The sequence below is a fragment of the Burkholderia sp. Bp8998 genome (assembly GCF_003854235.1).
Classification (GTDB): Bacteria; Pseudomonadota; Gammaproteobacteria; order Burkholderiales; family Burkholderiaceae; genus Burkholderia.
In genome coordinates, this window is the sequence record NZ_QTQF01000012.1 from 103,891 (window position 1) to 130,868 (window position 26,978).

A 26,978-nucleotide genomic window follows, 5' to 3' on the forward strand; every position below is an offset into this window, starting at 1 on the left:
TGAACTCAGACGACAGTAGTCGATTACCGCTCGCCGGTGCGACGCTGCGCATCGTTCCTCCGATCGCACTCCGCGCGCCGGCGAGCGTTCCCCTCTTCACCGATCCACAGCCGATCGCGCCTGACGCGACGCGGCGGGGAGCGCTCGTGCGTCGATAACGACACGGTCGCTCCCCGCCCGCCGCCTCGTGCGCAAGGAGCGACTCATGACACAACGCAATACCTCGCAAAAGAAACAGCGCGGCTTCATCAACGCCGGCCCCGGTCAGCAGAACGAACCGCGCATCATGCGCGCTGCGCAGGAAGCCGCCCGCCCGCTCGAAGCAACCTTCAAGTCGCTGCGCACCAGCACGCGTGGCCTCACCTACGAGCAGGCCGCCGATCGCCTGCAGCACAACGGCCCGAACGAAATCGCGCACGACAAGCCGCCGCACTGGACGCGCCAGCTGCTGCACGCGTTCCACAATCCGTTCGTCTACGTGCTGCTGGTGCTGGCCGCGATCAGCTTCTGCACCGACGTCTACTTCGCGGCACCCGGCGATCGCGACTACGTCGGCATGACGATCCTGCTGACGATGGTCACGATCAGCGCGCTGCTGCGCTTCGTGCAGGAATTCCGGTCGCTGCGCGCGGCCGAAAAGCTCAAGGCGATGGTCCGCACGACGGCGACCGTGCAACGCGCGGTGACCGACACGTCCGAGCCGGCGCGCCGCGAGGTGCCGATGCGCGAAGTGGTGGTCGGCGACATCGTGCATCTGTCCGCCGGCGACATGATTCCCGCCGACGTTCGCCTGCTCGCATCGCGCGACCTGTTCATCAGCCAGGCCGTGCTGACCGGCGAAGCGCTGCCGGTCGAGAAGTACGACACGCTCGGCGCCGTCGCCGGCAAGTCGGCCCACGCGGGCATGGCAGGCACGCCCGGCGCGGCGAACGACGCGTCGACGTCGCTGCTCGATCTCGAGAACGTGTGCTTCATGGGCACCAACGTGGTCAGCGGCACCGCGACGGCCGTGGTCGTCGCGACCGGCGAAGACACCTATTTCGGTTCGCTCGCACGCAATGTCGTGAGCCACAAGCGCATCGAGACGAGCTTCGACCGCGGCGTCGCGAGCGTGAGCTGGCTGCTGATCAAGTTCATGTTCGTGATGGTGCCGATCGTGTTCATGATCAACGGCCTGACCAAGGGCGACTGGCTGAGCGCGCTCACGTTCGCGCTGGCGGTGGCCGTCGGCCTCACGCCCGAGATGCTGCCGATGATCGTCAGCGCGAACCTCGCGCGCGGTGCGATCGCGATGGCGCGCCGCAAGGTCGTCGTGAAGCGGCTGAACTCGGTGCAGAACTTCGGCGCGATGGACGTGCTGTGCACCGACAAGACCGGCACGCTCACGCAGGACAAGATCATCCTCGAACACCATCTCGACCTGTCCGGCCACAAGAACGAGGACATCCTGCGGCTTGGCTGGCTGAACAGCTTCCACCAGAGCGGCCAGAAGAACCTGATCGACATCGCGGTGGTCGCGCGCGCCGACGAGATCGGCGAGCGCGTGAAGCCGCAGGGCCACAAGAAGATCGACGAGCTGCCGTTCGACTTCGTGCGCCGCCGCCTGTCGGTCGTCGTCGAGGACACGCACGGCACGCACCTGCTGATCTGCAAGGGCGCGGTCGAGGAAATGCTCGCGGTGTCGACCCATGTGCAGGACGAGGACGGCGTGCGTCCGCTCGACTTCGTCGCGCGCAAGCGGTTGCTCGAACAGGCGAACGCGTACAACGAGGACGGCTTCCGCGTGCTGGTGCTCGCGACGCGCACGATCCCGCGCGGCGACGAACGAGAACAGTACCGCACCGCCGACGAGCGCGATCTCGTCGTGCGCGGCTTCCTGACCTTCCTCGACCCGCCGAAGGAATCGGCCGCGCCGGCACTCGCCGCGCTGCGCGAGAACGGCGTGTCGGTGAAGGTGCTGACGGGCGACAACCCGACCGTCACGATGAAGGTGTGCCGCCAGGTCGGCCTCGAGCCGGGCAAGCCGATGCTCGGCGCCGAAATCGAGGCGCTCGACGACGCGACGCTCGCACAGGTCGTCGAACGCACGACGGTGTTCGCGAAGCTCACGCCGCTGCAGAAGGCGCGCATCGTGAAGGCGCTCCAGGCGAATGGCCACACGGTCGGCTTCCTCGGCGACGGCATCAACGACGCACCCGCGCTGCGCGATGCCGACGTCGGCATCTCGGTCGACAGCGGCGCCGACATCGCGAAGGAAACCGCCGACATCATCCTGCTCGAAAAGAGCCTGATGGTGCTCGAAGAAGGCGTGATCAAGGGCCGCGAGACGTTCGGCAACATCCTGAAGTACCTGAACATGACCGCCAGCTCGAACTTCGGCAACGTGTTCTCGGTGCTGGTCGCCAGCGCGTTCCTGCCGTGGGAGCCGATGCTCGCGACCCAGCTGCTCGTGCTGAACCTGATCTACGACACGTCGCAGATGCTGCTGCCGTGGGACAAGATGGATCCGGAGTTCCTGAAGAAGCCGCGCAAGTGGGAAGCCGGCAACATCAGCCGCTTCATGCTGTGGGTCGGGCCGACGTCGTCGGTGTTCGACATCACGACCTACGTGCTGATGTGGACCGTGTTCGGCGCGGGTGCGATGTATCACCTGCACGGCGGTTCGAGCGGCCAGATCGTGATGAACTCGGGCTGGTTCATCGAGAGCCTCGTGTCGCAGACGCTCGTCGTACACCTGCTGCGCACGCAGAAGATTCCGTTCCTGCAGAGCACGGCCGCGCTGCCGGTGCTGCTGTCGACGTTCACCGCGATCGCGATCGGCTGCTGGCTGCCGTTCTCGCCGTTCGCGGATTCGCTCGGCTTCATGCACCTGCCGGGCACCTACTGGCTGTGGCTCGCGACGACGATGGTCGGCTACATCCTGCTCGCGCAGATCGTCAAGACGATCTATGTGCGCCGCTACAAGCAGTGGTTCTGACTTCTTCCGAACGGTGGCGCGCCGGCCCGCACGGGCCGGCCGCCCACGACGCATCATGGGTGACTTGATGAAAAGAATGCTTCCGCTCGCGGCCGCGAGCGCCCTCCTCGCGCCGCTGGACGCTTACGCGGCCCATCCGCTCGTCAGCGACGACACGGGTACGCAGGGCAACGCGAACTGGCAGTTCGAGTTCAACGGCGAGGAAACCTCGAAACAGGACGAAAACGGCCGCCATCAGTTGTGGAACGCGACGCTCACGCGCGGGTTCGGCGAGCACGCCGATCTCTACGTGAACGCGCCTTTTACACATCTGCAAACGCGGACCGACGACAACGGCGCGGGCATCGGCGATGTCGAGATCGGCATGAAATGGCGCTTCGTCGAACGCGGGCCGCTGTCGCTTGCGCTGAAACCGAAGGTCACGATGCCGACCGGCAACGACCGTCGCGGGCTCGGCACCGGTCGCGTCGGCACCGGCGCGACGCTGCTCGCGCAAGCCGACGTCGCGCGCTTCTCGCTGCTCGCGAATGCGGGCCTCGCCTACCAGCCGAATCGCCAGGGCGATCTGCGCTCGGTCTGGGCCGTATCGGCCGCGGCGCTCTACAAGGCAACCGACAAGGTGCAGCTCGTGGCGGACATCGGCCTGTCGCGCAACACCGAAAGCACGGCCGGCGCAAATCCGGCGTTCGTGATCGCCGGCGCGATCTACTCGCCGAAGCGCTGGCTCGATCTCGACGTCGGCTACCGGCATGGACTGAACGACCAGACCTACCGGCACTCCATCATGGGAGGGGTGACGGCACGGTGGTGATACCGCGTCGATGCGGCCGTCGCCGCATGTCGAACCGCACCATGACGGGTCGCTTTCGGGCGACCCGTTTTTTCATGTGCCGTCGTTCACGCCGAACAGTTGCGTGCACACGGTGCGCCCCTCGTCGGTCAATGCGGCGCTGCCCGTGCCGTCGTCGTTCAGCGTCGTCGCGCTCAGGCCGGCGGCGTCGAGTTGCGTCAGCACGCGGCGCAGCGTGCTCATCGGCAATTGCGTGCGCTTCGCGATCTTCGGCAGCGACCACGTCTTGCCGGACGGATCGGTCGCGGCTTCGTGCAGCGTCGCGAGCGTCGCAACGAGTGCGGGATCGAGCGGGGCGCCGTCGGATTCGGAAGTCATCGGTTCGGGTTCGGGTTCGGGAGCCAGCGCCGCGCCGGGCCGGCATTCAGGCGGAAGGCAATCGCGGACACTATACGCCCGGTCATGCGCCCTTGATCGCGGCGCGCATGAACGACACGAAACGCGTGGTCACGGGATCGTCGCGGCCGGACAGCCACGCGAGCCCGACGCGCCATTTCGCGTCCGTGCCGGCGAGCGGCAGGACGGTCGCGTCGCGCAGCAGGTACTGCGCGCGCGACGGAATGAACGCGACGCCGACCCCGGCCGCGACCGACGTGAGCACCGATTGCACGTCCTCCGCCTGCTGCGTGACCTGCGGCACGAAGCGCCGCTCGACGCACCACCGGTCAATCTGCGCGGCGAGCCCGGGGCCGCGTGCGCGCTGCAGCGCGATGAAGCCGATCTCGTTGAGCACGTCGAGGTCGGCCGGCACGCGCTTGAAACCAAGGTGCGGCGGCACCGCGAGCGCGAGCCCCTCGTCGATCACCTTGAACGACGACAATCCTTCATCCGCCGGCAAACGCAGGAACCCGGCATCGAGCTTGCCCGCGCGCAGCCGGCGGGTTTGCTCGGACGACGACAGATCGCTCAGCGTGACCGCGATACCCGGATTGCGGCGCCGGAATTCCGCGACGCGTTTCGGCACGAGCGTCAGCACGGACAGGCAGATGCCGAGCCGCAGATGCCCGCGTTGCCCGCTGCTCGCCTCACGCGCACGCGCGAGAATCTCGTCGGCATCGCGCACGAGCGCCTGCGCGTCGGGCAGGAAGCGTTCACCGAATGGCGTCAGCTCCGCGCCGTGCCGCCCGCGCTCGAACAACTTGCCGCCGAGGCTCGCCTCGAGCGCGCCGATCTGCTTGCTCAGCGCCGGCTGGCTCATGTGCAGCGTGTCGGCCGCGCGGCTGAAATGGCTGAGCTCGGTGACCGTCAGGAAGGTGCGCAGCAGTTTCAATTCCATTCTTGAAAGGAATCGTATCGATCGAAACATTCATTTTACTGATCGAATGGCGTGGCGTTCAATACGGGCATGCCCCTCCCGGAATTCACTGTCACGCCTCCTGATCATGCGGCCGCGTGCCTGACCGATATGTGTTGCGACCCGGTTGTCGCCGGCGAAAGCGGTGCCGAGCCCGAAACGCCCGTTCCCGAGCGTCGTGCCGCGCGCGCCGACGGACGCAGCCGCCGCTTCCACTTCGGCGATGCGCTGGACGACGCGCTGGACGACGCCCCGCCGCGTGCGGTCACCGGTTCGATCGCGATCAGCTTCGCGGTCGTGTCGCGGCGGAACTGGCCGCGCTGAATCGACGCACCAGGCACCCTCCGCCGAGCGCACGCGTTCGACCCTGCGCAAAAAACAGCGGGAATCCGCCCGCATCACGCATCATTGCGTACACATCGATCGTCATCGCCACGCGATCGACCGTATAATTTCCCGCACCCGCTGACCGCCCACGCATTTCGCGCCGCCGCAACGCGCGTGAAAAGGAGACTTTCGCTTGACCGGCCTCATCGCGCGCCTGCCTCGCGCCCGGACCACCCTGATCATCGCCCTCTCGTTCCTGACACTCGCGTTCGCGACGAACGCGTCCGCGCAGCGCGCACAGCCACATCGCATCGCGACGCCGCAGGCACATGCGAAAGTCGTCAAGAAGCAACCCGCCCACCGCAAGAACAAGGCCGTCAAGCACCGCCGCCCGCGCGCGAAGCACCATGCGGTCAGGCATCACGCGGCACCCGCGCCGCAACATCGGCGCACGAAACGCACGAATGCGGTTCGCCCGCGCCCCGCCGCGAAGCCGCGCCTGCTCGCGAGCTGCGGCTACAGCCCGCGCGCGGTGCGCTCGCTGCACGCGCGCGCGGCCTACGTGCTCGACGTCGACTCCGGCACGCCGCTGCTGGCTCGCAACGCACGCACGGTGCGGCCGATCGCGTCGATCTCGAAGCTGATGACCGCCGTCGTCGCGCGCGACGAGGACCGACCGCTGAACGGCGTGCTGCGTGTGACCTCACGCGATCGCGACACGATCAAGTTCACCGGTTCGCGGCTGCCGATCGGTGCTGAACTGTCGCGCCGCCAGATGTTCCATATCGCGCTGATGTCGTCGGAAAATCGCGCGGCCGCCGCGCTGAGCCGCGACTATCCGGGCGGGCGCACCGCGTTCGTGAAGGCGATGAACCGCGAGGCGCGCCGGCTCGGGATGCGCCATACCCGTTTCCGCGAACCGACCGGCCTGTCGCCGCACAACGTGTCGACCGCCGAGGATCTCGCGCGGCTCGTCGGCGCGGCCGCGCAGGATCCGCTGATCCGCTATTTCTCGACGGACACGTCGACCACCGTGCAGGCCGGCGACGGCGAGCTGCTGTACGTGAACTCCGATCCGCTCGTTCGCTACGGCCGCCTGCCGATCCGGCTGCAGAAGACCGGCTTCATCAACGAATCGGGGCACGGGGTCGTGATGCGCATGCGCGTGAACGGCCGCCGCGAAACCGTCGTGCTGCTCGGCGCACCGACGCGCGCCGGCGTGTCGAGCGATGCGCTGAAGATCCATCGCTGGCTGAGCTGCTCGATCCAGTAAATCACGACGCGCGCGGCCGGCGCGCTCATCGACGACGGAGCGATGCCCATGCAGGACGAATACCGTTTCAACGCGTTCGGGCGCCTCCTCGCCGTCGTGCGGACGAACGGCCGCTGGGCCGTGTTCGATCTCGGCTCCGAAGGCAAGCGGCGGCCGGCCAACCTGCAGATTCCGTCCGCGCTCGCCGCGGACGAGCTCGTGCAATATCTCGGCGACCTGCTGCACGAGAATGCATCGCCGAAGTACAACGACGTCGTGCCGGTGCCGGTGCCGGTTCCGTCGCCACGCCGCACGTAGCACCGGACCGCGCCACTCGCCTGCACATCCCGCCAGCCGGCCGCCGCCGCGCCGACGCCCGCGCGTCACGAGCCTCCGCTCAATTCGACAGCCAAACTTGCAAGTTTAACTGTCGTGCTCTATGATCCGCCGCATGACACCCCCACGCACACCCGGCGTTTCCGCCGACACTGTCGCCGCCGACCTGACCCTCGCGGTCGGTCAGTTGATCCGCCGGCTGCGCTCCGAGATCGAGTCCGAAGGGCTCGGTATGTCGCAGACGAGCGCGCTCGCACGGCTCGAACGACAGGGCCCGATGACGACCGCCGATCTCGCCCGCGCCGAGGCGATGAAGCCGCAGTCGATGAAGGCGATTCTCGCGAGCCTCGAGGAAGACGGGCTCGTCGAACGCAAGCCGCACCCGACCGACGGCCGCCAGATCCTGTTCCTGCTTACCGCGGCCGGCCTGGCAGCACGGCGCAAGCGCGACACCGCGAAGCACAAGTGGCTCGGCGCCGCGATCGCGAAGCTCGACCCCGACGACATCCGCACGCTCGCCGCCGCGATTCCGCTGATCCGGCGCATCGGCGACCAGTGACCCCGCCTGCGTGTCGCGCGGCATCCGTGCGCACGCGTCCCCTCGCCCGATTCACGGAGCATCCGCATCATGAGCACAACCCGTCTCGACACGCATACGGCACTCGTCGTCATCGACCTGCAAAAGGGCATCGTCACGCTGCCCACCTCCCACCCGGTCGGCCCGGTGATCGAGCGCACACGCGAACTGCTCGACGCATTCCGCAGCCACGGCCTGCCGGTCGTCCTCGTCAACGTCGACGGCGGCGCGCCGGGCCGGACGCAACTGCCGCCGCGCAAGGATCCGTTCCCGGCCGACTGGGTCGAACTCGTTCCCGAACTGAACCGCCAGCCGGGCGACCACGTCGTCACGAAGAAAACCTGGGGCGCGTTTACCGGCACCGATCTCGACGCGTACCTGAAAGCAGCGGGTGTCACGCAGATCGTGCTGACCGGCATCGCGACCAGCATCGGCGTCGAATCGACGGCCCGCCAGGCGCACGAACTCGGCTACAACGTGACGCTCGCGGTCGACGCGATGACCGACCTCAACGCGGACGCGCACACGAACAGCGTCGAACGGCTGTTCCCGCGTCTCGGCGAGACGGGTTCGACGCGCGAGATCCTCGCGCTGCTCGATCGGCACGGCGCGTGAGCGACCAGCGCGCGCAGCCGGCGCCGGGCCATGCGGCCGGCCGGCTCGATCCGTCCATCTGGAAAGTCAGCGCGGTCGCGACGCTCGGCTCGCTGCTGTCGCAGCTCGACGCGACGATCGTCAACGTCTCGCTGTCGAGCCTCGCGACCGACCTGCACGCGAGCCTGTCGACGATCCAGTGGGTGACGAGCGGCTATCTGCTCGCGCTCACGCTGGTGTTGCCGCTGAACGGCTGGCTGGTCGACCGCATCGGCGCGAAAGCGCTGTATCTGTGGTGTTTCTCCGCGTTCACGCTGACGTCGGCGCTGTGCGGGCTCGCGTGGTCCGCGCCGTCGCTGATCGCGTTCCGCGTGCTGCAGGGCGTCAGCGGCGGGCTGCTCGCGCCGATGGCGCAGATGATGATCGCGCGCGTGGCCGGCCAGCAGATGGCACGCGTGATCGGCTATGCGGCGGTGCCCGTGCTCATCGCACCGATCCTCGGGCCGGTCGTCGCCGGCGCGATCCTGCAGCACGCATCGTGGCGCTGGCTGTTTCTCGTCAACCTGCCGGTCGGCGCGCTGGCGCTTGCGCTGGCCGTGTGGTTCCTGCCCGGCGACCGCGAGGACACGCAGCGGCGCGCGCTCGACTGGGTCGGCCTCGCACTGCTGTCGCCGGCGCTCGTACTGTTCCTGTACGGCGCCGAGCGCATCGACGCCGTGCCTGGCCTCGCCGCGATCGTGGGTTCGGTACTGCTGCTCGCTGCGTTCCTGCGCGTCGAGCGGCACAAAGGCGAGCAGGCGCTGATCGACCTCGCGCTGTTTCGCTCGCGCGTGTTCGGCGCGGCCGCCGCCACGCAGTTCCTGTCGAACGGTGCGATCTACGCGGGCCAGACGCTGATTCCGGTGTTCCTGATCGAAGCGTGCGGCCGCTCGCCCGGCGAGATGGGCTGGCTGCTGGCGCCACTCGGGCTCGGCATGCTCGTCACCTATCCGTCGATGGGCGCGCTGACCAGCCGGTTCGGCGTGCGTCGGCTGGCCGCCGCCGGCGCGCTGCTCGCACTCGCCGCGACGCTGCCGTTCGTGTATCTCGCGCTGGCCGGCTACGATCCCTACGTGCTGGTGCCCGCGCTGTTTCTGCGCGGGATGGGCCAGAGCGCGATCGGCGCACCGTCGATTTCCGCCGCGTATGCGTCGGTCGAACGGCGCACCCTGCCGATGGCGACGACGTCCCTCAATATCGTCCAGCGCCTCGGCGGCCCGACGTTCACGACGATGTGCACGCTGTTTCTCGCGTGGCGGCTGCAGGCCGAATCCGTGTCGACGGGCGGCACGCACGGGGCCGCCTACGCGTGGGCGTTCGGCCTGCTTTGCGCGGTGCATGCGGCGAGCTTCGCGACGACGCTGCGACTGCCGCGATGGTCGAGCGGTGCCGGCGGACGGCCGGCGGGGGCCGCACAGGCCGGCTCGCGCTGAGTGCCGGGGCTGCGTCGCGCGCGCAGCCCCGCTACTGCAACCACATCGGCACGATCGACGCCGCGAGCAGGATGCCCAGCCCGGCGTTCACGCAACGCCACTGCCGCTCCGTGCGGAGCACGCGCGCGAACAGCAGCCCGGCACAACACCAGAGCGACAGCGATGCCATCGCCGCCACGCCGAACGCCAGGCCGAGCAAGGCGCCGAGCCTCACGGGGCCGGACGCGAGCGCGGCGAACGACGCGGCCGCGCCGAGCGTCATCGCCCAGCCCTTCGGGTTGTGCCACAGCAACCATACGCCGCTGACGAACCCTTGCGGCCGCTGCACGGCCACGGCGACGCCGGGCTTGCCGCCGCGCGCGATGCGCGTGGCCAGCCACAGCAGATACAGCGAGCCGAGCACCTTCATCGCGAACTGCAGCGCGGGCAGCGCCAGCAACACGCTGCCGAGCCCGGCCGCGGCAGCGGCCGCCATCGACGCCAGGCCGGCCGCGATGCCCGTCATCATCGGCAACGAACGTCGATAGCCGAAATGCGCGCCCGATGCCGTTGCGAGCGTCGTCGCGCCACCCGGCGTCACCGTGGACACGATCACGAACAGCATCAGCGGCAAATAGTCTTGAAGCGGCACGCGGGCTCCCGGTTCGTGTCGTCGAAACCCCGTTTTACCCGCGACCCCTGCATTACGACAGCGAAAGTTTTTTATGCCTGTCATTAGCATTCATAATGCGAACCATGACACGCAACCTCGACATCGCCCTGCTTCGCGCCTTCGTCACGGTCGCCGATCACGGCAGCATGACGGCGGCGAGCCGCGCGCTTCACCTGACGCAAGGTGCGGTCAGCCAGCAGGTCGCGCGGCTCGAAACGCTGTCCGGCCCGCTGTTCGTGCGCGAGCATCGCAACCTGCTGCTCACGGCGGACGGCGAGCGTCTGCTCGCGCAGGCGCGCCGGCTGCTCGCCGCGCACGACGCACTGCTGACTGACATGACGGCCGGTGCGATGGAAGGCGCCGTGCGCATCGGCGCGCCGCAGGACCTCGTCGGCAGCTGTCTCGCGCCGATCCTGAAAGGCTATGCGCACGCGCATCCGTACGTCGCGCTATCGCTCGTGTGCGCGGCATCGCCGGAACTGCGCAAGGCGCTCAGGCAGGGCGAGATCGACGTCGCATTGATCGAGGCGCCGGTCGGGCCGTCGCGCGGCGAATGCATCGCCGTCGACCGTCTGGTCTGGGTCGGCGCGAAAGGTGGTGCCGCCCATCTGCAGACGCCGCTGCCCGTGTCGATGGTCGACCGGACCTGCGCGTTCCGCCCGACCGTGCTCGACGCGCTGCATGCATGCGATCGCGCGTGGCGCACGGTGTTCGAGAACGGCAGCATCGACGCAACGGTCGCGACCGTGCGCTCCGATCTCGCGGTGACCGTCTGGCTCGCGTCCACCGTGCCGGCCGATCTCGAGATCCTGCCGGCCGACAGCGGCCTGCCCGCCCTGCCGAACTTCGCGATCAACCTCCATCTGCCGCGCGGCCAGCACGCGCCGGCCGCGGCGGAACTGGCCCGCCACCTGCGCAACGGCTTCGGGCGCGTGCGCGCGGCCGCCTAGCCTGCTCCGCGCTTCCCGCTACGTGACACCCGGCTCCTGCTGCGCCGGCGCCACGCCCGCCGCTTCCAGAGCCTGGTGCAGCGTCGGGAAGATGCACGACGCGTCGACGATTTCCGTGATCCGGTGGCGCTCCATGTCCGCGTGCAGGTAGCGGTTCACGCGCCCGAACAGCACGCCGATCCGGCGCGCGTGCAGCGCCTTGACGAGATCCGTGATCGTCCGTGCGGCCGAGTAATCGAGATCGGTGATCGCGCCCGCGTCCACGATGAACCAGCGCAGCGGAACCGGCGACGCATCGACGAGCTCGGTCACTTCGGCGGCGAACAGATGGTCGTTCGCGAAGAACAGGTCGGAGCCGAACCGGTAGACGATCAGCCCCGGCGCCGTCATCGCGCCCGGTCGGGCCGGCACCGGCAGCCACCGCCCGTCGCCTTCGGCGGCTTCGAGCACCATCGTGTGCGGCTGGTAGCTGTGGCGCACGTGCCGCATCAGCGACAACGCGACGGCCAGCAGGATCCCGTGCTCGACGCCGACCGTCACGACGGCTGCGGCGGTGACCAGCGCGAGCGTGAATTCGCCGGGGCTTTCCTTGCGGATCGCCGCGAGGCTGGGCACGTTGATCAGCCCGAGTGCGATCGTGAACACGATGCCGGCCAGCACCGCATGCGGCAAGTACTGCAGCGTCGAACTCAGGAACAGCAGCACCACCGCGACGATCGCGGCAAACGCCAGATGCCCGATCTGGCTGCGCACGCCCGCGCCGTCGGCCATCGCGGTCTGCGTCGGGCTGCCGTTGACGACGAACGCGCCGCCCATCGCCGCCGCCGCGTTCGCGGCCGCGAGCCCGAGGATGTCGGCATTGGTATCGACGTCCTCGCCGTACTGCTGCGCGAACACGCGGGCCGCCGCCGCGCTCTGCGCGATGATCATCACGAAGCACGACGCGGCGACCGGCACGAGATCGAGGAACTGCTGCCACGTGACGGAAGGCCAGCGCAGCGGCGGCAAGCCGCCCGCGACGGGCCCGAGCACCGCGATGCCCTGCGCGGCGAAGCCGAACGAATAGCTCGCGGCGATGCTGCCCGCCACGGCGATCATCGGCATCGGCACGCGCGGCAGGAAGCGCTTGCACGCGAGAATCGCGACGACGACGAGCACCGCGAGCGCGAGCGTCGGCCGATGCGCGTGCGCGGCATGCGTGACGACGTAGTCGAGCTGGGCGACGCTGCGCGATGCCGGATACGGCACGGACAAGCCGAGCATGTCGCCGAGCATCGCGATCGACACCTGCACGCCGACGCCCGCGAGGAAGCCGACCAGCACCGTGCGCGACAGGAAATCGGCGAGAAAGCCGAGCTTGAAGATGCGCGCGAGCAGCAGCATCGCGGCGGTCAGCAGCGCGACCATGCCGGCCAGCGCCACGTACTCGGCGCTGCCCGCCGGCGCCATCGACGACAGGCGGCTCGCGAAAATGGTCGCGGTCGCGGAGTCGGCGGCGACCACCAGATGGCGCGACGCGCCGAAGCACGCGAACGCGATCAGCGGCAGGAACACGGTATAGAGGCCCGTCACGGCCGGCATGCCGGCGATGCGCGCATAGCCGAGCACCTGCGGGATATCCATCGACGCGAGCGAGATGCCCGCGAATACGTCGCGGATGGCCGACGCGCGGCGAATCGGCAGAATGCCCTTCAGCAGCCGCCCGCGCGACGACCGGGTTTCGTTGGAATCTTGCATGCGTGAATGACGTGGAAGCGGGGTTCGCGAAGCCGTTCGCGCATCGTGCCCCGAGCGGGCATCGCGTGGCAAGTGCACAGTATGTTGCGCGGCGTGAACACGAGGGCACACGGAAAATCCGCGCGACGGTGAGAATGTTCGGGAGCCCTACGTCATGCATGTGCGACATCCGGCCGGCCCCGATGGCACAATCACGGTCTCTTTCATGTGCCCTTCACCGGGCGCGCGCCGCGTCGCGGCGCAGATTCAACGCAAGAGAAGGACCTTGTCAGCCCTCATGACCCTGAACGATTCCTGGTTTGCGCCGCTCGTCGGCATCCTCATCCTGCTCGCCGCCGCCGGCGCGATCGCGGCCGCCGTCCATTTCCTGCTGTTCCGCGTGGTCGCGCGCCTCGCGCGGCTGTCGGCCACCCGCATCGACGACGCGTTGTTCGAGTTCGGCGCGTTCAAGTGGCTGAACCGCATCGTGCCGTTCGTCGTGATCAAGCTCGGGCTCGGCGCGGTGCCCGGCATCCCGGCCGTGGCCGCACAGGCCGCCGACAAGGTGCTGTTCGCGCTGATCGTGTTCCTGCTGTCGATGACGATCAGCGCGACGCTGTCCGCGCTCGAGCACTCGCACCGCACGAGCCGTCGCGAACAGCCGCGCATGTCGCTGAAAGGGGCGATGCAGCTCGTCAAGCTCGTGATGTTCATCACGGCCGCGCTCGTCGTGATCGGCGACGCGACCGGCAAGCAGATCGGCCTGCTGCTGTCCGGCATCGGCGCGCTGTCGGCGGTGCTGATGCTGATCTTCAAGGACACGCTGCTCGGCCTCGTCGCCGGCGTGCAGCTGTCGTCGAACGACATGCTGCGGATCGGCGACTGGATCACGATGCCGTCGGCCGGCGCGGACGGCACCGTCATCGACATCACGCTGAACACGGTCAAGGTCGCGAACTTCGATCACACGATCATCACGGTGCCGACCTGGAAGCTGATCACCGAGAGCTACCAGAACTGGCGCGGGATGACCGAAGCCGGCGGGCGCCGCATCAAGCGCGCGCTGTTCATCGACGCGACGAGCGTGCGCTTTCTCGGCAACGACGAGATCGAACGGCTCGAACGCCTGACGCTGTTGAAGGACTACCTGGAAGACAAGGTCGACGCGATCGCGCAATGGAACGGCACGCTCGGCGCGGCCGGCGAATGCCCGGCGAACCGCCGCCAGTTGACGAATCTCGGCACGTTCCGCGCGTACGTCGCGAACTACCTGAAGGGCCATCCGCGGATTCGCCGCGACATGACGTGCATGGCGCGCCAGCTGCCGCTGACGGCCGAAGGCATTCCGCTCGAACTGTACTGTTTCACCGACACGACGTCCTGGGTCGATTACGAGGCGATCCAGTCCGACCTGTTCGATCACCTGATCGCGGTGCTGCCGGAGTTCGGGCTGCGCGTGTACCAGCACCCGTCGGGCTTCGACATGCGCCGGATGGCCGGCGCGGCGCAGGCCGAGCTGCAGTCGCCGCCCGCGCGCTAATGCTCGCCGCGGCGGCCTGCAACGGGCCGCCGCGCGCATCACCGCTTTGTGGCGCTCACCGCCTCGCGCACTCGGACGCGAGCCGCCCCACCACCTTCAGCGCGTCCTCGATCTGCCGCGACCACGGATAGCTGTAGTTGAGCCGGATGAAGTGCCGGTAATCGGCGGTCGCCGAGAACATGTGGCCCGGTCCGATCGTGATCCCCTGCGCGAGCGCGAGCGCATACAGCTTCATCGCGTCGACCCGCGGCGGCAGCTCGACCCACAGCACGTACCCGCCCTGCGGCTGCGACAGCCGCGTGCCCGCAGGGAAGAAACGCCGCACCATCGCGCTCATCAGGCTCGACTGCTGCGCATACTGCTTGCGCATCCGCCGCAGGTGGAAATCGTAGCCGTCGTGCTTCAAATATTCGGCGATCGCGAGTTGCTCGATCGCGGGCGTCGCGAGCGTGTTCAGGAATTTCAGCTTCTCGACCTGGTCACGGTAGCGGCCCGGCATCGCCCAGCCGATCCGGTAGCGCGGCGACAGGCTCTTCGTGAACGACGCGCAATGCAGCACGAGCCCGTCGCGGTCGTACGACTTCAGCGCGCTCGGCGTCGCGTCGCCGAAATGCAGCTCGTGATAGACGTCGTTCTCGATCGCGGGCACGCCGTGCTTCGCGAGCAGCTCGACGAGCGCGCGCTTGCGCGCATCGGGCATCTGGAAGCCGAGCGGATTCTGGAAATTCGGCATCACCATGCACGCGGCGATGCGCTCGCGCGCGAGAATCCGTTCGAGCGCATCGAGATCGATGCCGTCGCCCGGATGGGTCGCCACCTCCAGCGCGCGCATGCCCATCCGCTCGATCGCGTGCAGCATCGCGTAGAACGTCGGCGACTCCACCGCGATCGTGTCACCGGGCCTGGCGACCGCCTGCAGGCACAGGTTGATCGCCTCGGTCGCGCCGATCGTCACCACGATCTCGCCCGGCTCGACCGGGATCCCGCGCTCCGCGTAGCGCCGCGCGATCTGGCGGATCAGCTCCTGGTTGCCGGGCGGCAGGTCGTCGATCACGCCCCAGCGCGTGCGGCGCCGCCCGATCGTCTGTGCGTAGCGCGCAAGACGCTGCACCGGGAACTGCGACGCATCGGGATACGGCGAGCCGAGCGGCACCGCGTCGTCGCGCGAGATCGAGCGCAGCGTCGACAGCACGAGCCGGCTCACGTCCACCGCCGACGGCTCGGCGGCCGGCGCCGACACGTGCAGCTCGGCTTCGGCCGGCGCCGTGGCGCGCGCCCGCACGAAGTAGCCCGACTGCGGCCGGCTCTCGATCAGGCCGCGGCTCTCCAGCACGAGATACGCGCGCAGCACGGTCGTGACGCTGAGCTGCTGCTGCCGGCCCGCCTGGCGCACCGACGGAATCCGCTCGCCGGGCCGGTACACGCCACGCTCGATCTGCGCCTGCAGATCGTCGGCCAGTTGTTCGTAACGCTTCACGCGCCTCCCTTTCAACTTCCCTTCAACAACACAGTTGCGGACCGCACTGCCTGAATGGCCGCAACTGTACTCTTTTTTGAAAACGAAAGGTGTACATACAGCGACCGGAGCGCCGCGCGTACTCTCCGTGCATCGACTCCGACACACGCATCATGAAAAAGAAATCCGCCGCCGCGCGCATCGAACCGTACACCCATCCGGCTGCCGGCTGGGGCGCGCTGAAAGCCGTCACGATCAACCTGATCAAGGAAAAGGTCGCCGGCGGCAACTACCGCACGCTGCTGCGCCAGAACCAGCCGGACGGCTTCGACTGCCCGGGCTGCGCATGGCCGGACCGCCAGCATGCATCGACGTTCGAATTCTGCGAGAACGGCGTGAAGGCCGTGGCCGCCGAAGCGACGAGCAAGCGCGTGACGCCCGAATTCTTCGCCGCGCATACGGTCACGGAACTGCTCGGGCAGACGGATTTCGAGCTCGAACAGCACGGCCGCCTGACCGACCCGATGGTGTACGACGCGCGGACCGATCGCTACGTGCCGATCGCGTGGGACGACGCGTTCGCGCTGATCGCGCGCCACCTGCGCGCGCTGCCGGACCCGAACCAGGCCGCGTTCTACACGTCCGGCCGCGCGAGCAACGAGGCGGCGTTCCTGTACCAGCTGCTGGTGCGGCTGTACGGTACCAACAACTTCCCCGACTGCTCGAACATGTGCCACGAGGCGACGAGCCGCGGGCTGCCGGTATCGGTCGGCGTCGGCAAGGGCACCGTCACGCTCGACGATTTCGAGCACGCGGACACGCTGCTGATCTTCGGCCAGAACCCGGCGACCAACCATCCGCGGATGATGGGCGAGCTGCGCGAATGCGCGAAGCGCGGCGCGACGATCGTGTCGATCAACCCGCTGAAGGAACGCGGGCTCGAACGCTTCGCCGATCCGCAAAGCCCGCTCGAGATGCTGACGATGTCCGGCACCACGATCGCGTCGACCTTCATCCAGCCGACGATCGGCGGCGATTTCGCGCTGATCAAGGGGATGGCGAAGCGCGTGCTCGAACTCGACGATGCCGCGCGCGCCGCCGGCGCGCCGCGCGTGCTCGACATCGCGTTCATCGGCGAGCACACGGCCGGCTTCGACGCGTTCGCCGACGACCTGCGCAACGAAAGCTGGTCGGCACTGACCGCCGAAAGCGGCGTGCCGTACGAGCAGATCGACGGCCTCGCGCAACGCTATGCGCGCAGCGAGCGCGTGATCGCGACGTGGGGTATGGGCATCACGCAGCACAAGCATTCGGTCGCGACCGTGCAGATGCTGACGAACCTGATGCTGATGCGCGGCAACATCGGCCGCCCCGGCGCGGGCCTGTGCCCGGTGCGCGGCCACTCGAACGTGCAGGGCAATCGCACGGTCGGCATCGAGGAAAAGCCGTCGCAGGCGTTCCTCGACCGGCTCGGCCACGTGTTCGACTTCGAGCCGCCGCGTCACCACGGCTACGACGTCGTCGAGACGATCGAAGCGATGCGCGAAGGCCATGTGAAGGTGCTGATCGGCCTCGGCGGCAACTTCGCGATGGCGACGCCCGACACGCCGCGCACGTGGGAAGGCATGCGCCGCTGCGATCTCTCCGTGCACATCACGACGAAACTGAACCGCAGCCACCTGATTCACGGCCGCGACGCGCTGATCCTGCCGACGCTCGGCCGCACCGAGATCGACCTGCAGGACAACGTCGCGCAAGGCGTGACGGTCGAGGATTCGATGAGCATGGTTCACGTGTCGTACGGGATGAACAAGCCGGCGTCGCCGAACCTGATGTCGGAGCCCGCGATCGTCGCGCACATCGGCCACGCGCTGTTCGGCAGCGGCAAGATCGACTGGCTCGCGTTCAAGGACGACTACGCGAAGATCCGCGATGCGATCGAGGCGACGCTCGACGGCTTCAACGACTACAACACGCGCATCGCGCGGCCGGGCGGCTTCCACCTGCGTGTCGCATCGCGCGACCGGGAATGGCTGACGCCGACGGGCAAGGCGAACTTCATCGCGCACGCGCTGCCGACCGACACACCGATCCAGCGCGCCCGCGCGCTGCACGGCGAGCGCCTGATGACGCTGATGACGACGCGCTCGCACGACCAGTACAACACGACCGTCTACGGGCTCGACGACCGCTATCGCGGCGTGTTCGGCCAGCGCCGCGTGGTGTTCGTCAATCGCGACGACCTCGCGATGCTCGGCCTGCAGGCCGGCGACCGGGTCGACATGGAAACCGTGTGGCACGACGGCATCGCGCGGCGCGCGGACGGTTTCCTGCTGGTCGAATACGACATCCCGCGCGGCTGCATCGGCGCGTACTACCCGGAAACGAACCCGCTGGTGCCGCTCGACAGCGTCGGCGACGTGTGCAACACGCCGACGTCGAAATCGGTGCCGGTGCTGCTGCATCGCGCGGCCGCGCCGGCGCCGGCGTCGGCTGCCGCCTGACGGAACGCCGCGATGATCGTTCGGCCGCGCGAGCACTGGCTGCGGATGCTGCTCGTCTGGAACGGGTCGGTGCTGCCGACCATCCTGCCGCAGCTCGTGCTGACGCTCGCGATCAGCCTCGTCGCGGTGTGGGGCGGCGGCCGCGTGCTCGGCGAGAAGGTGCCGCTGAACCCGACGCCGTTCACGCTGATCGGCCTCACGCTCGCGATCTTCGCGGGGTTTCGCAACAACGCGAGCTACGAACGCTACCGCGAGGGACGTCAACTGTGGGGCGGCGTGCTGACCGCCACGCGCACGCTGGTATCGCAGGCGCTCTGCTACGGCGCGATCGACGACGACGCCGCCGCGCGGCGGGCGTTCGTGCGCAAGGTCGTCGCGTTCGTCCATGCGCTGAAGCATCAGCTGCGCGGCACCGATCCGGCGGCGGACCTGCGCCCGCTGCTCGACGGCGGGACGTACACGCGCATCGTCGCCGCCCGGTTCGCGCCGATCGCGATCGTCCATGAACTGCGCGAAGCCTTCGCCGCGCGCGCCGATGCGGGCCATCTCGCCGATACGCGGCTGTGGATGCTCGACGCGCGCCTCGACGATCTCGTGTCGATGGTGAGCGGCTGCGAGCGCATCGCATCGACACCGATCCCGTTCTCGTACGACGTGCTGCTGCACCGGACCATCTACGCGTACTGCGTGCTGCTGCCGTTCGGCCTCGTCGATTCGATCGGCGCGGCGACGCCGTTCGTCACCGTGTTCGTCGCCTATACGCTGATTGCCCTCGATGCGATCGCGCACGCGATCGCCGAGCCGTTCGGCGACGGGCCGAACCAACTCGCGCTCGATGCGATGACGCGGACGATCGAGCGCACGCTGCTCGAACTGAACCGCGAGCCGCTGCCGGCGGAAGTGACGCCGGGCCCCGCGTATCGGCTCAGCTGACACACCCGGCACCGACGTAATAAAGACTTGCAATCGATACAGCCGGAAACGTCAACAGCCAGGGCCCGCACAGCGTTTTTTCGACAAGCGCCCACGATTCGGGCGCGCAACGACAGGAGAAAACGTCATGCGAGCCCTTACCCGCCACCTCACGATCGCCGCCACCCTGATGTCGGTGCTGACCGGCACCGCGTTCGCCGAAACGCCGTGGCAGCAAGCGCATCCGCGCCGCGAGGAGGTCAACCAGCGCCTCGCCAACCAGAATCGCCGGATCCATCACGAAGTGAAGGAAGGCGAGATGTCGCACGCCCAGGCCGCGCGCCTGCACCGTGACGACCGCAAGATCCGCCAGGAAGAGCGGGACATGGCCGCGCAGGATCGCGGCCACATTACGCAGAGCGAAAAGCACGTGCTGAACCAGCAGGAAAACGCGGTCAGCCACAAGATCGGCCAGTAACGCCGGCCAACGTCGATTCGCCATCGCTTGAAACGCCCGCTGCCGCCGCGCGACAGCGGGCGCTTGTTGTATCGAATCGTTTCAGCAGGCCTTGCGTGTCAAGTGCCGCGGGTATACTCCGACGTCAGCCGCCGCCCGCATCGACCGTCAAGAACGGCACGATTCCGGCGGTTTCGTCGCGAAGCTTCGCGTTTCGCGCACGCCGCGCCCCAGCCTCGACACGAGACACACGACGATTCCGATCATGAAACGATTCCTGCTGCTCCTTCCCGCCGCCCTGCTCGCCGCCTGCGGTTCCGCGCCCTCGTCCGACTCGGCCGCGTCCGGTCCGGCGCCGATGATCTACGTGTCGTCGGCGCGTCCGGCCCATGCGATCGCCAATTGCCTCGACAGCCGCCTGTCCGGCACCGAGCAGTCGCAGCACAACGGCGTGACCGACATCACCGTCGGGTCGCGCTCGTACTTCGTCACGCTCACGCCGTCGGGCCACGGTTCGGTCGTCAAGGTCGTGCGCGGCTCGGGCAGCGAGCCGGCCGAGGAAGCGATGCGCTTCGCGATCGCGCGCTGCGTGATCTGACCGCCGCCGGTGCCGGGCGCCCCGCCCGGCCCGCAAGCCGCTTCTCCCGGGCGCCGTCATGCGCGCCCATCGAATTTTTTCATCCGGGTCGCCGTCGATGAGAGAATCGCACCACGATTCCCATTCCACGGAGCCCGCATGAAGCACCTGCTGTCCCGGCTGTTCGTCAGCGCCGCGCTCGTCGCGCTTGTTCCGGCGCTGCCGGCGCAGGCCGCGACGCCGCCCGGCATGTTCGTCGTCGCCACCCAGCTCGGCGAATTCACGACCCTCGATCCGAGCGAAATCTATGAGCTCGTGCCGTCCGAGTACGTCGCGAACACCTACGAACGGCTCGTGCGGGTCGACCTGAAGGATCCGACGCGCTTCGACGGGCAGATCGCGCAATCGTGGACGGTCGGCGCCGACGGGCTCACCTACACGTTCAAGCTGCGCCCCGGTCTTTCCTTCCATTCCGGCAACCCGGTCACCGCCGACGACGTCGCATGGTCGCTGCAGCGCACCATCCTGCTCGACAAGGGCCCGGCCGGCGTGCTCGCCGATCTCGGCCTCACGAAGGCGAACGTGATGCAGAAGGTGCGCGCGGTCGATCCGCAGACCTTCGTGCTCGAAACCGACCGCAAGTACGCGCCGAGCTTCGTGCTCAACGTGCTGAGCGCCTGCCCGGCGTCGGTGCTCGACAAGAAGCTGCTGATGTCGCACCAGCAGGGCAACGATTTCGGCAGCGGCTGGCTGAAGACCAACGACGCGGGCTCGGGCCCGTACCAGCTCGCCAAGTGGACGCCGAACGAAAGCATCGTGCTGCAGCGTTTCGACAAGTACCGCGCGCCGTACCCGATGAAACGCGTCGTGCTGCGCCACGTGCCCGAGGCATCCGCGCAGCGGCTGCTGCTGGAAAACGGCGACGTCGACGCCGCGCGCAACCTGAGCCCCGACAGCCTCGCCGCGCTGACCAAGGCCGGCAAGATCAAGGTCGCGTCGTGGCCCGTGTCCGCGCTGCTGTATCTGAGCCTGAACACGAAGAACCCGAATCTCGCGAAGCCCGACGTGCAGCAGGCGATGAAGTGGCTCGTCGACTACGACGGCATCCAGCGCAACATCGTCAGCACGACCTACAAGGTGCACGAGACCTTCCTGCCCGAAGGCTTCCTCGGCACGCTGAACGCGAACCCGTACAAGCTCAACGTCGCGAAGGCGAAGGCGCTGCTCGCGAAGGCCGGCTTGCCGAACGGCTTCGATGTAACGATGGACATGCCGAACGATTATCCGTACCTCGAGATCGCGCAGGCGCTGCAGGCGAACTTCGCGCAGGGCGGCATCCGCGTGAAGCTGATCCCGGGCGATGCGAAGCAGGCGATCGGCAAGTACCGTGCGCGCCAGCACGACATCTTCATCGGCGAATGGTCGCCCGACTACATGGACCCGAACAGCAACGCGCGCGGGTTCGCATGGAATCCTGACAATTCAGACCAGTCGAAGACGAAGATGCTCGCGTGGCGCAACAGCTGGGACGTCCCGCAGTTGACGAAGGACACCGAGGCCGCGCTCGTCGAACCGTCGCCCGCGAAGCGCGCGCAGCGCTACGAGGCGCTGCAGAAGGCCGTGCTTGCGAACTCGCCGTTCATCATCATGTTCGAGAAGGTCGTGCAGGTCGCGACGCGCCCCGGCACGACCGGGCCGGAGATCGGGCCGATCAACGACCTCGTGTCGTACCGGACGCTGGCCAAATAAGGGGCCGGCCAGCCGCGGTCGCCTCGGTGCGCCGTTCGCGCGCCGTCCGACCGGGCTGCCGCCCGCATCGGATACATCACGCACCCGTCCAGCCACCGTCGCCGCTGCTCGTCTACTCGCAGCAGGTGATGCGTCGGGTGCCTGCCACCCGGCGTCAGGTGCGCGGCATTTCGGCGAGGCGCTGGGCGGCGAAGCACAATCCGCCCAGAATGCGTTCGGCGATCCTCGCCGGAAACCCGGCCGGCAGCGCCGCGCCAACCGACTCGATCACGTGCGGCGTCGCGGCAACGAGCCGTTCGACGATCGGCGTCGCGATATCGCCGAGCAGACGATGTTCGGCCATCGCGCTGAAGTGCCGACGCGTGACGTCGCGCATCGCATAATGCTTGCGCTTGCCGTGCACGGCCATTGCAAGCTTCGCCTTGTGCCACGACCACTGGTTCGCGCCGTCTGCCTCGACCGGCCAGATCGACATCACGTCGTAGAGCGGCGTCAGACGGAAGCGGCCGCCCGGCAACAGGCGCAGGCTGAAATTCTTCGCATGCCCGTCCGGTGCGGCGAGCATCCAGAACACAACCAGTGCGGTGAACAGCGTGTCGAGGTCGGCCTGCGCCGTTTCCGACCGGCGCGGGATGGCCGCAAGATCGGGCACGCCAGGGCCGCCCTGCGATTCGTATTTCAGATGCGGCGGCACGCCGAGCGCCTGGCAGAAATCCTCTTGCGGCAAGCGCAACAGCCATCCGCCGTCACGATGCAACGCACGATCGAAACGCGCGACCGACAGCACCTTGTGTTCGCCGAAACGCACGATTTCGGCCTCGGCCGTCGGCAAGCCGAACGCGCGCAGGATCTCCAGGCACAGCCACTCGTTTTCGACGGATGCCGTGAGATCCGCGCGCTTGTTGCCCACCAGTCCGAGCGGTAACTTGAGAATACGCGTCGTCGGCGTCGCGCCATGCGGGCGCATCCACCGCCCTTCGTGAAAAGCAGTGCGGTCTTTTCCTGTGCACCGGCCAGCGACAGCCGGAAGTCGTCATCATCCTCCGCACCGCCCGCCACCCCGCTCGCTTGATCAAGCGCCCGCGCGACTTCGTCGTCCGGCAACGGCGTACCGTCGATCCGGTCATGACCGGCCGGTGTTTCATCCTCGCCGAGCAACTGCACTGCGCCGACGCAGTCCCGGCCGAGCGCGGCGAGCAGATCGAACGGCTCGATCGTTGCCGTGCTGAACCGGGACGCGAGCCGTCGACGAATCGCGTCGCTGTCGGGTAGCAGATTGTCGAAGTAGTCGTTCACGCGCTCGCCGCGCAACGGCGCATCGCCAACGCCGAACGGCAGCGACAACGAAAGCGGCCGGCCAGCATCCGACTGCTTCCAGCCCGGCGTCGTACCGCAACTCCATGTCGCCGCGCGCGGGACTCCGCCACGTTCCGACCCACTGGCCGTTGGCCCAGATCGATAGCGCGCGGGTGTGCGATTTACGCCCCATCGCTTACCACTCGATGTCGTCAGCGGCACGCCCGTCGTTGAGCGCGCCTGCCGCCCTATCGCCACGCGACAAACCATAGTTTTTATCTTCTGGCGCGAATGATTTTGGCTTTGTCAGATGGATGACACCAAATCATCCGATGACAAATATCTAACATCCAGATGACCTGCGCGTTCGCCCATACCGTCGAATCCCGCTTTGCCGAACTGACGCCGACCGCAAAGCGCATCGCGAGCTACATGCTCGCGAACCTCGACCGGCTCGGGCTCGAAACCGCCGACCAGATCGCGCAGCAGACCGGCACCAGCGGCATTTCGGTCGGCCGGTTCCTGCGCAGCGTCGGTTACCGGAATCTCGACGACCTGAAACGCGAACTGCGCGGTGACAGCGATCGCCCGTGGATGATCACCGACCGCCTCGACGAATACCGCCGCACCACCGCCACGCAAACGACCGCCGGCGAGCGCGACAACGATCGCAGCGACAGCACGCTCGCATCGTCGCTCGATCGCGAGCTCGACGCGATCCGCCACGTCTACCGGCTCGCCGAAGAGCCGGTGTTCGCGCAGGTCGCGGACCGGATCGCGCATGCCGACGCCGTGTTCATCCTCGGCATCCAGTCGACCCGCGGCATCAGCAATGCGTTCAGCAGTTATCTCGAATACCTGCGCCCGCGCGTGTTCTATTCCGACGGCCAGTCGGGCTCGTACGTCGATTCGCTGAATTCCGAGTTCGAGCGGCCATACTGCATCGTCACCGATACACGCGCCTATTCGCGCAGCGCGCGCCGCTATTGCCAGGCGGCCGCCGAGCGCGGCCAGCCGTTCGCGCTGGTCACCGATCTCTATTGCCCGTGGGCGCGCGAATGGCCTGCCGACCTGCTGCAGGTGAAGACCGACGTCGGCCAATTCTGGGATTCGCTCGCGCCGCTCACCTGCCTGTTCAACCTGCTGATCACCGCCGTGGTCGACCGCCTCGGTCCCGCGATCGATCGGCGCGTCGCGCGCAACCGTGAACTGCAGCGCACGTTCGACCAATTTGAATCCTGAGCGAACCGGACAGCCAATGAACCGTCACCGCCTCGTCGAAATCACGCCCGCCACGCATCGCGTCGAGATCGATCTCGTCTACGCGACCGAGCACAACCTGACCGGCAAGCCGATCTACCGCAACGCGCACTGCCTGCTGCTCGAGCCGGCCGAAGCCGCGCTGCGCCGCGCGGCGGACGTCGCCGCGCAGGCCGGCTTCACGCTGCGCATCTACGACGCGTACCGGCCGCCGCAGGCGCAACAGGTGCTGTGGGATTTCCTGCCCGATCCGAACTTCGTCGCCGATCTCGGCCGAGGTTCCAACCACAGCCGCGGCACCGCGCTCGACCTGACGCTCGTCGGCGCGAACGGCGAGCCACTCGACATGGGCACCGGCTTCGACGAGATGGTGGCCGCGTCGGGTCACTTTCACGCGGGGTTGCCCGAGCCCGTGCAACGCAACCGGCTGCTGCTGCTCGGCGTGATGCACGCGGCCGGCTTCGCGCATATCGACAGCGAGTGGTGGCACTACGAGCTGCCCGGTTCGCGCGCGCTGCCGCAGATCGACAACGCAGCGAGCGGCCCGTGGCGCCTGATGTGACGACGATGCACGTTCCCTTCACCGTTCACGTTCAACGACTTCAACGACACATGGAGAAACGCACATGAAACCCCTGACCTCCCGGCTCGTCGCAGCGCTGGCGGCTGCGTCCGTTCTCGCCGCCGTTCCGCTTTCCGCCGCACGCGCGGAAACGCCGAAGGACATGTTCGTGATGGCCACGCTGCTCGACGAATTCACGACGCTCGATCCCGGCGAGATCTACGAGCTGGTGCCGGAGGAATACGTCGCGAACACCTACGACCGGCTCGTGCGCGTCGATTTGCGCGATCCGTCGAAATTCAACGGCGACGTCGCGCAGTCGTGGACGGTGAGCCCCGACGGGCTGACCTATACGTTCAAGCTGCGCCCGGGCCTCAAGTTCCACTCGGGCAACCCGCTGACGGCCGACGACGTCGCATGGTCGATCCAGCGCGCGGTGCTGCTCGACAAGGGCCCGGCCGCGGTGCTGACCGGTATCGGCCTCACGAAGGCGAACGTCGTCGCGAACGTGAAGAAGCTCGACGACCAGACGGTGTCGATCACGACCGACCACAAGTACGCACCGACCTTCGTGCTCAACGTGCTCGGCTCGTGGCCCGCGTCGGTGCTCGACAAGAAATTGCTGCTGTCGCACCAGCAAGGCAACGACTTCGGCAACGCGTGGCTGAAGACCAACGAGGCCGGATCGGGCGCGTACAAGCTCGTCAAGTGGTCGCCGAGCGACAGCATCGTGCTGCAACGCTTCGACGGCTACCGGCTGCCGCTCGCGATGAAGCGCATCGTGCTGCGCCACGTGCCCGAAGCGGCGAGCCAGCGCCTGCTGCTGGAAAACGGCGACGTCGACGCGGCGCGCGACCTGAGCCCCGACGATCTCGCGTCGGTCGTGAAATCCGGCAAGGCGAAGGTCATGGCATCGCCACAGGCGACGCTGCTGTATCTCGGCCTGAACACGAAGAACCCGACGCTCGCGAAGCCCGACGTGCAGGAAGCGCTGAAGTGGCTGGTCGACTATTCCGGGATCCAGTCCAACGTCGTGAAGACGACCTACAAGGTGCACCAGACCTTCCTGCCCGAAGGCTTCCTCGGCACGCTGAACGCGAACCCGTACAAGCTCGACGTCGCGAAGGCGAAGGCGCTGCTCGCGAAGGCCGGCGTGCCGAACGGCTTCTCGGTGACGATGGACGTGCGCAACGACTATCCGTACACGGAGATCGCGCAGGCCGTGCAGGCGAACTTCGCGCAGGCGGGCGTCAAGGTGCAGCTGATCCCCGGCGACAACAAGCAGACGCTCGCGAAATACCGAGCGCGCCAGCACGACATCTACATCGGCGAATGGTCGGCCGACTATATCGACCCGCACAGCAACGCACAGGGTTTTGCATGGAACCCCGACAACACCGACAAGTCGAGCTATAAAATGCTGGCCTGGCGCAACAGCTGGGACATTCCGCAACTGACGAAGGAAACCGACGCCGCGCTCGCGGAGCCGACCGCCGCGCAACGCGCGCAACGGTACCAGGCGATGCAGAAGGACATGCTCGTGCGTTCGCCGTTCGTGATCACGTTCGAGAAAGTCGCGCAGGTCGCGACGCGGCCCGGCGTGAGCGGGCTCGAAGTCGGACCGATCAACGATCTCGTGTCGTACCGTAACCTGAAGAAGCAATAAGA

Annotated in this window: 23 protein-coding genes and 1 pseudogene; 18 read left to right on the top strand and 6 right to left on the bottom strand. The window is 67.7% G+C overall.

Annotated elements, in window-relative coordinates; all coding sequences use genetic code 11:
• Nucleotides 1-205: 205 nt before the first annotated feature.
• Both mgtA and DIE06_RS14640 read left to right on the top strand, forming a co-directional pair.
• The gene (gene mgtA / locus DIE06_RS14635; RefSeq protein ID WP_124662019.1) at nt 206-2,977 is read left to right on the top strand and encodes a magnesium-translocating P-type ATPase; all 2,772 of its coding nucleotides are present in this window, start codon (nt 206-208) and stop codon (nt 2,975-2,977) included.
• Nucleotides 2,978-3,044: 67 nt separating this feature from the next.
• Nucleotides 3,045-3,788, top strand: coding sequence for a transporter (locus DIE06_RS14640; RefSeq protein WP_124662020.1), 744 nt, complete (start codon nt 3,045-3,047; stop codon nt 3,786-3,788).
• A 72-nt stretch (nt 3,789-3,860) separates the two neighbouring features.
• On the opposite strand, the gene DIE06_RS14645 is transcribed toward DIE06_RS14640, so the two are convergent.
• Complete coding sequence (locus DIE06_RS14645; protein ID WP_124662021.1) at nt 3,861-4,145, bottom strand: transcriptional regulator; 285 nt, start codon at nt 4,143-4,145, stop codon at nt 3,861-3,863.
• Nucleotides 4,146-4,227: 82 nt separating this feature from the next.
• Complete coding sequence (locus DIE06_RS14650) at nt 4,228-5,103, bottom strand: LysR family transcriptional regulator (RefSeq protein ID WP_124662022.1); 876 nt, start codon at nt 5,101-5,103, stop codon at nt 4,228-4,230.
• Between the two features lie 69 nt (nt 5,104-5,172).
• On the opposite strand from DIE06_RS14650, the gene DIE06_RS14655 reads away from it, so the two are divergent.
• The 6 genes from DIE06_RS14655 to DIE06_RS14680 all read left to right on the top strand — a co-directional run bounded on the left by DIE06_RS14655 (nt 5,173) and on the right by DIE06_RS14680 (nt 9,679).
• A complete protein-coding gene (locus tag DIE06_RS14655; RefSeq protein WP_124662023.1) occupies nt 5,173-5,445 on the top strand; it encodes a hypothetical protein in 273 nt (90 codons plus the stop codon).
• A gap of 196 nt (nt 5,446-5,641) precedes the next feature.
• Entirely contained in the window at nt 5,642-6,721 is a 1,080-nt protein-coding gene (locus tag DIE06_RS14660) for a serine hydrolase (protein ID WP_124662024.1), read from the top strand.
• A 48-nt stretch (nt 6,722-6,769) separates the two neighbouring features.
• Nucleotides 6,770-7,018, top strand: coding sequence for a hypothetical protein (locus DIE06_RS14665; RefSeq protein WP_124662025.1), 249 nt, complete (start codon nt 6,770-6,772; stop codon nt 7,016-7,018).
• 121 nt (nt 7,019-7,139) lie between these two features.
• Nucleotides 7,140-7,595, top strand: coding sequence for a MarR family winged helix-turn-helix transcriptional regulator (locus DIE06_RS14670; RefSeq protein WP_124662026.1), 456 nt, complete (start codon nt 7,140-7,142; stop codon nt 7,593-7,595).
• 69 nt (nt 7,596-7,664) lie between these two features.
• A complete protein-coding gene (locus DIE06_RS14675; protein ID WP_124662027.1) occupies nt 7,665-8,228 on the top strand; it encodes a cysteine hydrolase in 564 nt (187 codons plus the stop codon).
• Complete coding sequence (locus tag DIE06_RS14680) at nt 8,225-9,679, top strand: DHA2 family efflux MFS transporter permease subunit (RefSeq protein WP_124662028.1); 1,455 nt, start codon at nt 8,225-8,227, stop codon at nt 9,677-9,679. Before DIE06_RS14675 ends, DIE06_RS14680 begins: the two co-directional genes overlap by 4 nt.
• 31 nt (nt 9,680-9,710) lie before the next feature.
• Here DIE06_RS14680 and DIE06_RS14685 read toward each other — a convergent pair whose 3' ends face one another.
• Nucleotides 9,711-10,310: a LysE family translocator gene (locus DIE06_RS14685; RefSeq protein WP_124662029.1), complete on the bottom strand. Its 600-nt coding sequence runs from the start codon at nt 10,308-10,310 to the stop codon at nt 9,711-9,713.
• A 95-nt stretch (nt 10,311-10,405) separates the two neighbouring features.
• Between DIE06_RS14685 and DIE06_RS14690 the strand changes: the two genes are divergently transcribed.
• Entirely contained in the window at nt 10,406-11,281 is an 876-nt protein-coding gene (locus tag DIE06_RS14690) for a LysR substrate-binding domain-containing protein (protein WP_124662030.1), read from the top strand.
• An 18-nt stretch (nt 11,282-11,299) separates the two neighbouring features.
• Here the strand turns inward: DIE06_RS14690 and DIE06_RS14695 are convergent, their stop codons facing one another.
• A complete protein-coding gene (locus DIE06_RS14695) occupies nt 11,300-13,018 on the bottom strand; it encodes a SulP family inorganic anion transporter (protein WP_124662031.1) in 1,719 nt (572 codons plus the stop codon).
• 277 nt (nt 13,019-13,295) lie between these two features.
• Here DIE06_RS14695 and DIE06_RS14700 point away from each other — a divergent pair, with 277 nt between their 5' ends.
• Nucleotides 13,296-14,537, top strand: coding sequence for a mechanosensitive ion channel family protein (locus tag DIE06_RS14700; protein WP_124662071.1), 1,242 nt, complete (start codon nt 13,296-13,298; stop codon nt 14,535-14,537).
• Between the two features lie 55 nt (nt 14,538-14,592).
• Here DIE06_RS14700 and DIE06_RS14705 read toward each other — a convergent pair whose 3' ends face one another.
• On the bottom strand, nt 14,593-16,014 hold the full coding sequence (locus DIE06_RS14705) for a PLP-dependent aminotransferase family protein (RefSeq protein WP_124662032.1): 1,422 nt from the start codon (nt 16,012-16,014) through the stop codon (nt 14,593-14,595).
• 152 nt (nt 16,015-16,166) lie between these two features.
• Between DIE06_RS14705 and DIE06_RS14715 the strand changes: the two genes are divergently transcribed.
• From DIE06_RS14715 to DIE06_RS14735, 5 genes are all read left to right on the top strand, one after another.
• Nucleotides 16,167-18,497, top strand: coding sequence for an FdhF/YdeP family oxidoreductase (locus DIE06_RS14715; protein ID WP_124662034.1), 2,331 nt, complete (start codon nt 16,167-16,169; stop codon nt 18,495-18,497).
• Nucleotides 18,498-18,509: 12 nt separating this feature from the next.
• On the top strand, nt 18,510-19,430 hold the full coding sequence (locus DIE06_RS14720) for a bestrophin family protein (RefSeq protein ID WP_124662035.1): 921 nt from the start codon (nt 18,510-18,512) through the stop codon (nt 19,428-19,430).
• A 127-nt stretch (nt 19,431-19,557) separates the two neighbouring features.
• Nucleotides 19,558-19,887, top strand: a complete 330-nt coding sequence (locus tag DIE06_RS14725) for a hypothetical protein (RefSeq protein ID WP_124662036.1) — start codon at nt 19,558-19,560, stop codon at nt 19,885-19,887.
• Between the two features lie 244 nt (nt 19,888-20,131).
• On the top strand, nt 20,132-20,464 hold the full coding sequence (locus DIE06_RS14730) for a sugar ABC transporter ATPase (RefSeq protein ID WP_124489635.1): 333 nt from the start codon (nt 20,132-20,134) through the stop codon (nt 20,462-20,464).
• Between the two features lie 138 nt (nt 20,465-20,602).
• Nucleotides 20,603-22,192: an ABC transporter substrate-binding protein gene (locus DIE06_RS14735; RefSeq protein ID WP_124662037.1), complete on the top strand. Its 1,590-nt coding sequence runs from the start codon at nt 20,603-20,605 to the stop codon at nt 22,190-22,192.
• 154 nt (nt 22,193-22,346) lie between these two features.
• Here DIE06_RS14735 and DIE06_RS14740 read toward each other — a convergent pair.
• A pseudogene (locus DIE06_RS14740) lies at nt 22,347-23,681 on the bottom strand (type II toxin-antitoxin system HipA family toxin).
• Nucleotides 23,682-23,842: 161 nt separating this feature from the next.
• Here DIE06_RS14740 and sapR point away from each other — a divergent pair.
• From sapR to DIE06_RS14755, 3 genes are all read left to right on the top strand, one after another.
• Nucleotides 23,843-24,730, top strand: coding sequence for a sap1 transcriptional regulator SapR (gene sapR / locus DIE06_RS14745; protein WP_124662038.1), 888 nt, complete (start codon nt 23,843-23,845; stop codon nt 24,728-24,730).
• A 16-nt stretch (nt 24,731-24,746) separates the two neighbouring features.
• A complete protein-coding gene (gene ddpX / locus DIE06_RS14750; RefSeq protein WP_124662039.1) occupies nt 24,747-25,310 on the top strand; it encodes a D-alanyl-D-alanine dipeptidase in 564 nt (187 codons plus the stop codon).
• 64 nt (nt 25,311-25,374) lie between these two features.
• On the top strand, nt 25,375-26,976 hold the full coding sequence (locus DIE06_RS14755) for an ABC transporter substrate-binding protein (RefSeq protein ID WP_124662040.1): 1,602 nt from the start codon (nt 25,375-25,377) through the stop codon (nt 26,974-26,976).
• Nucleotides 26,977-26,978 lie beyond the last annotated feature (2 nt).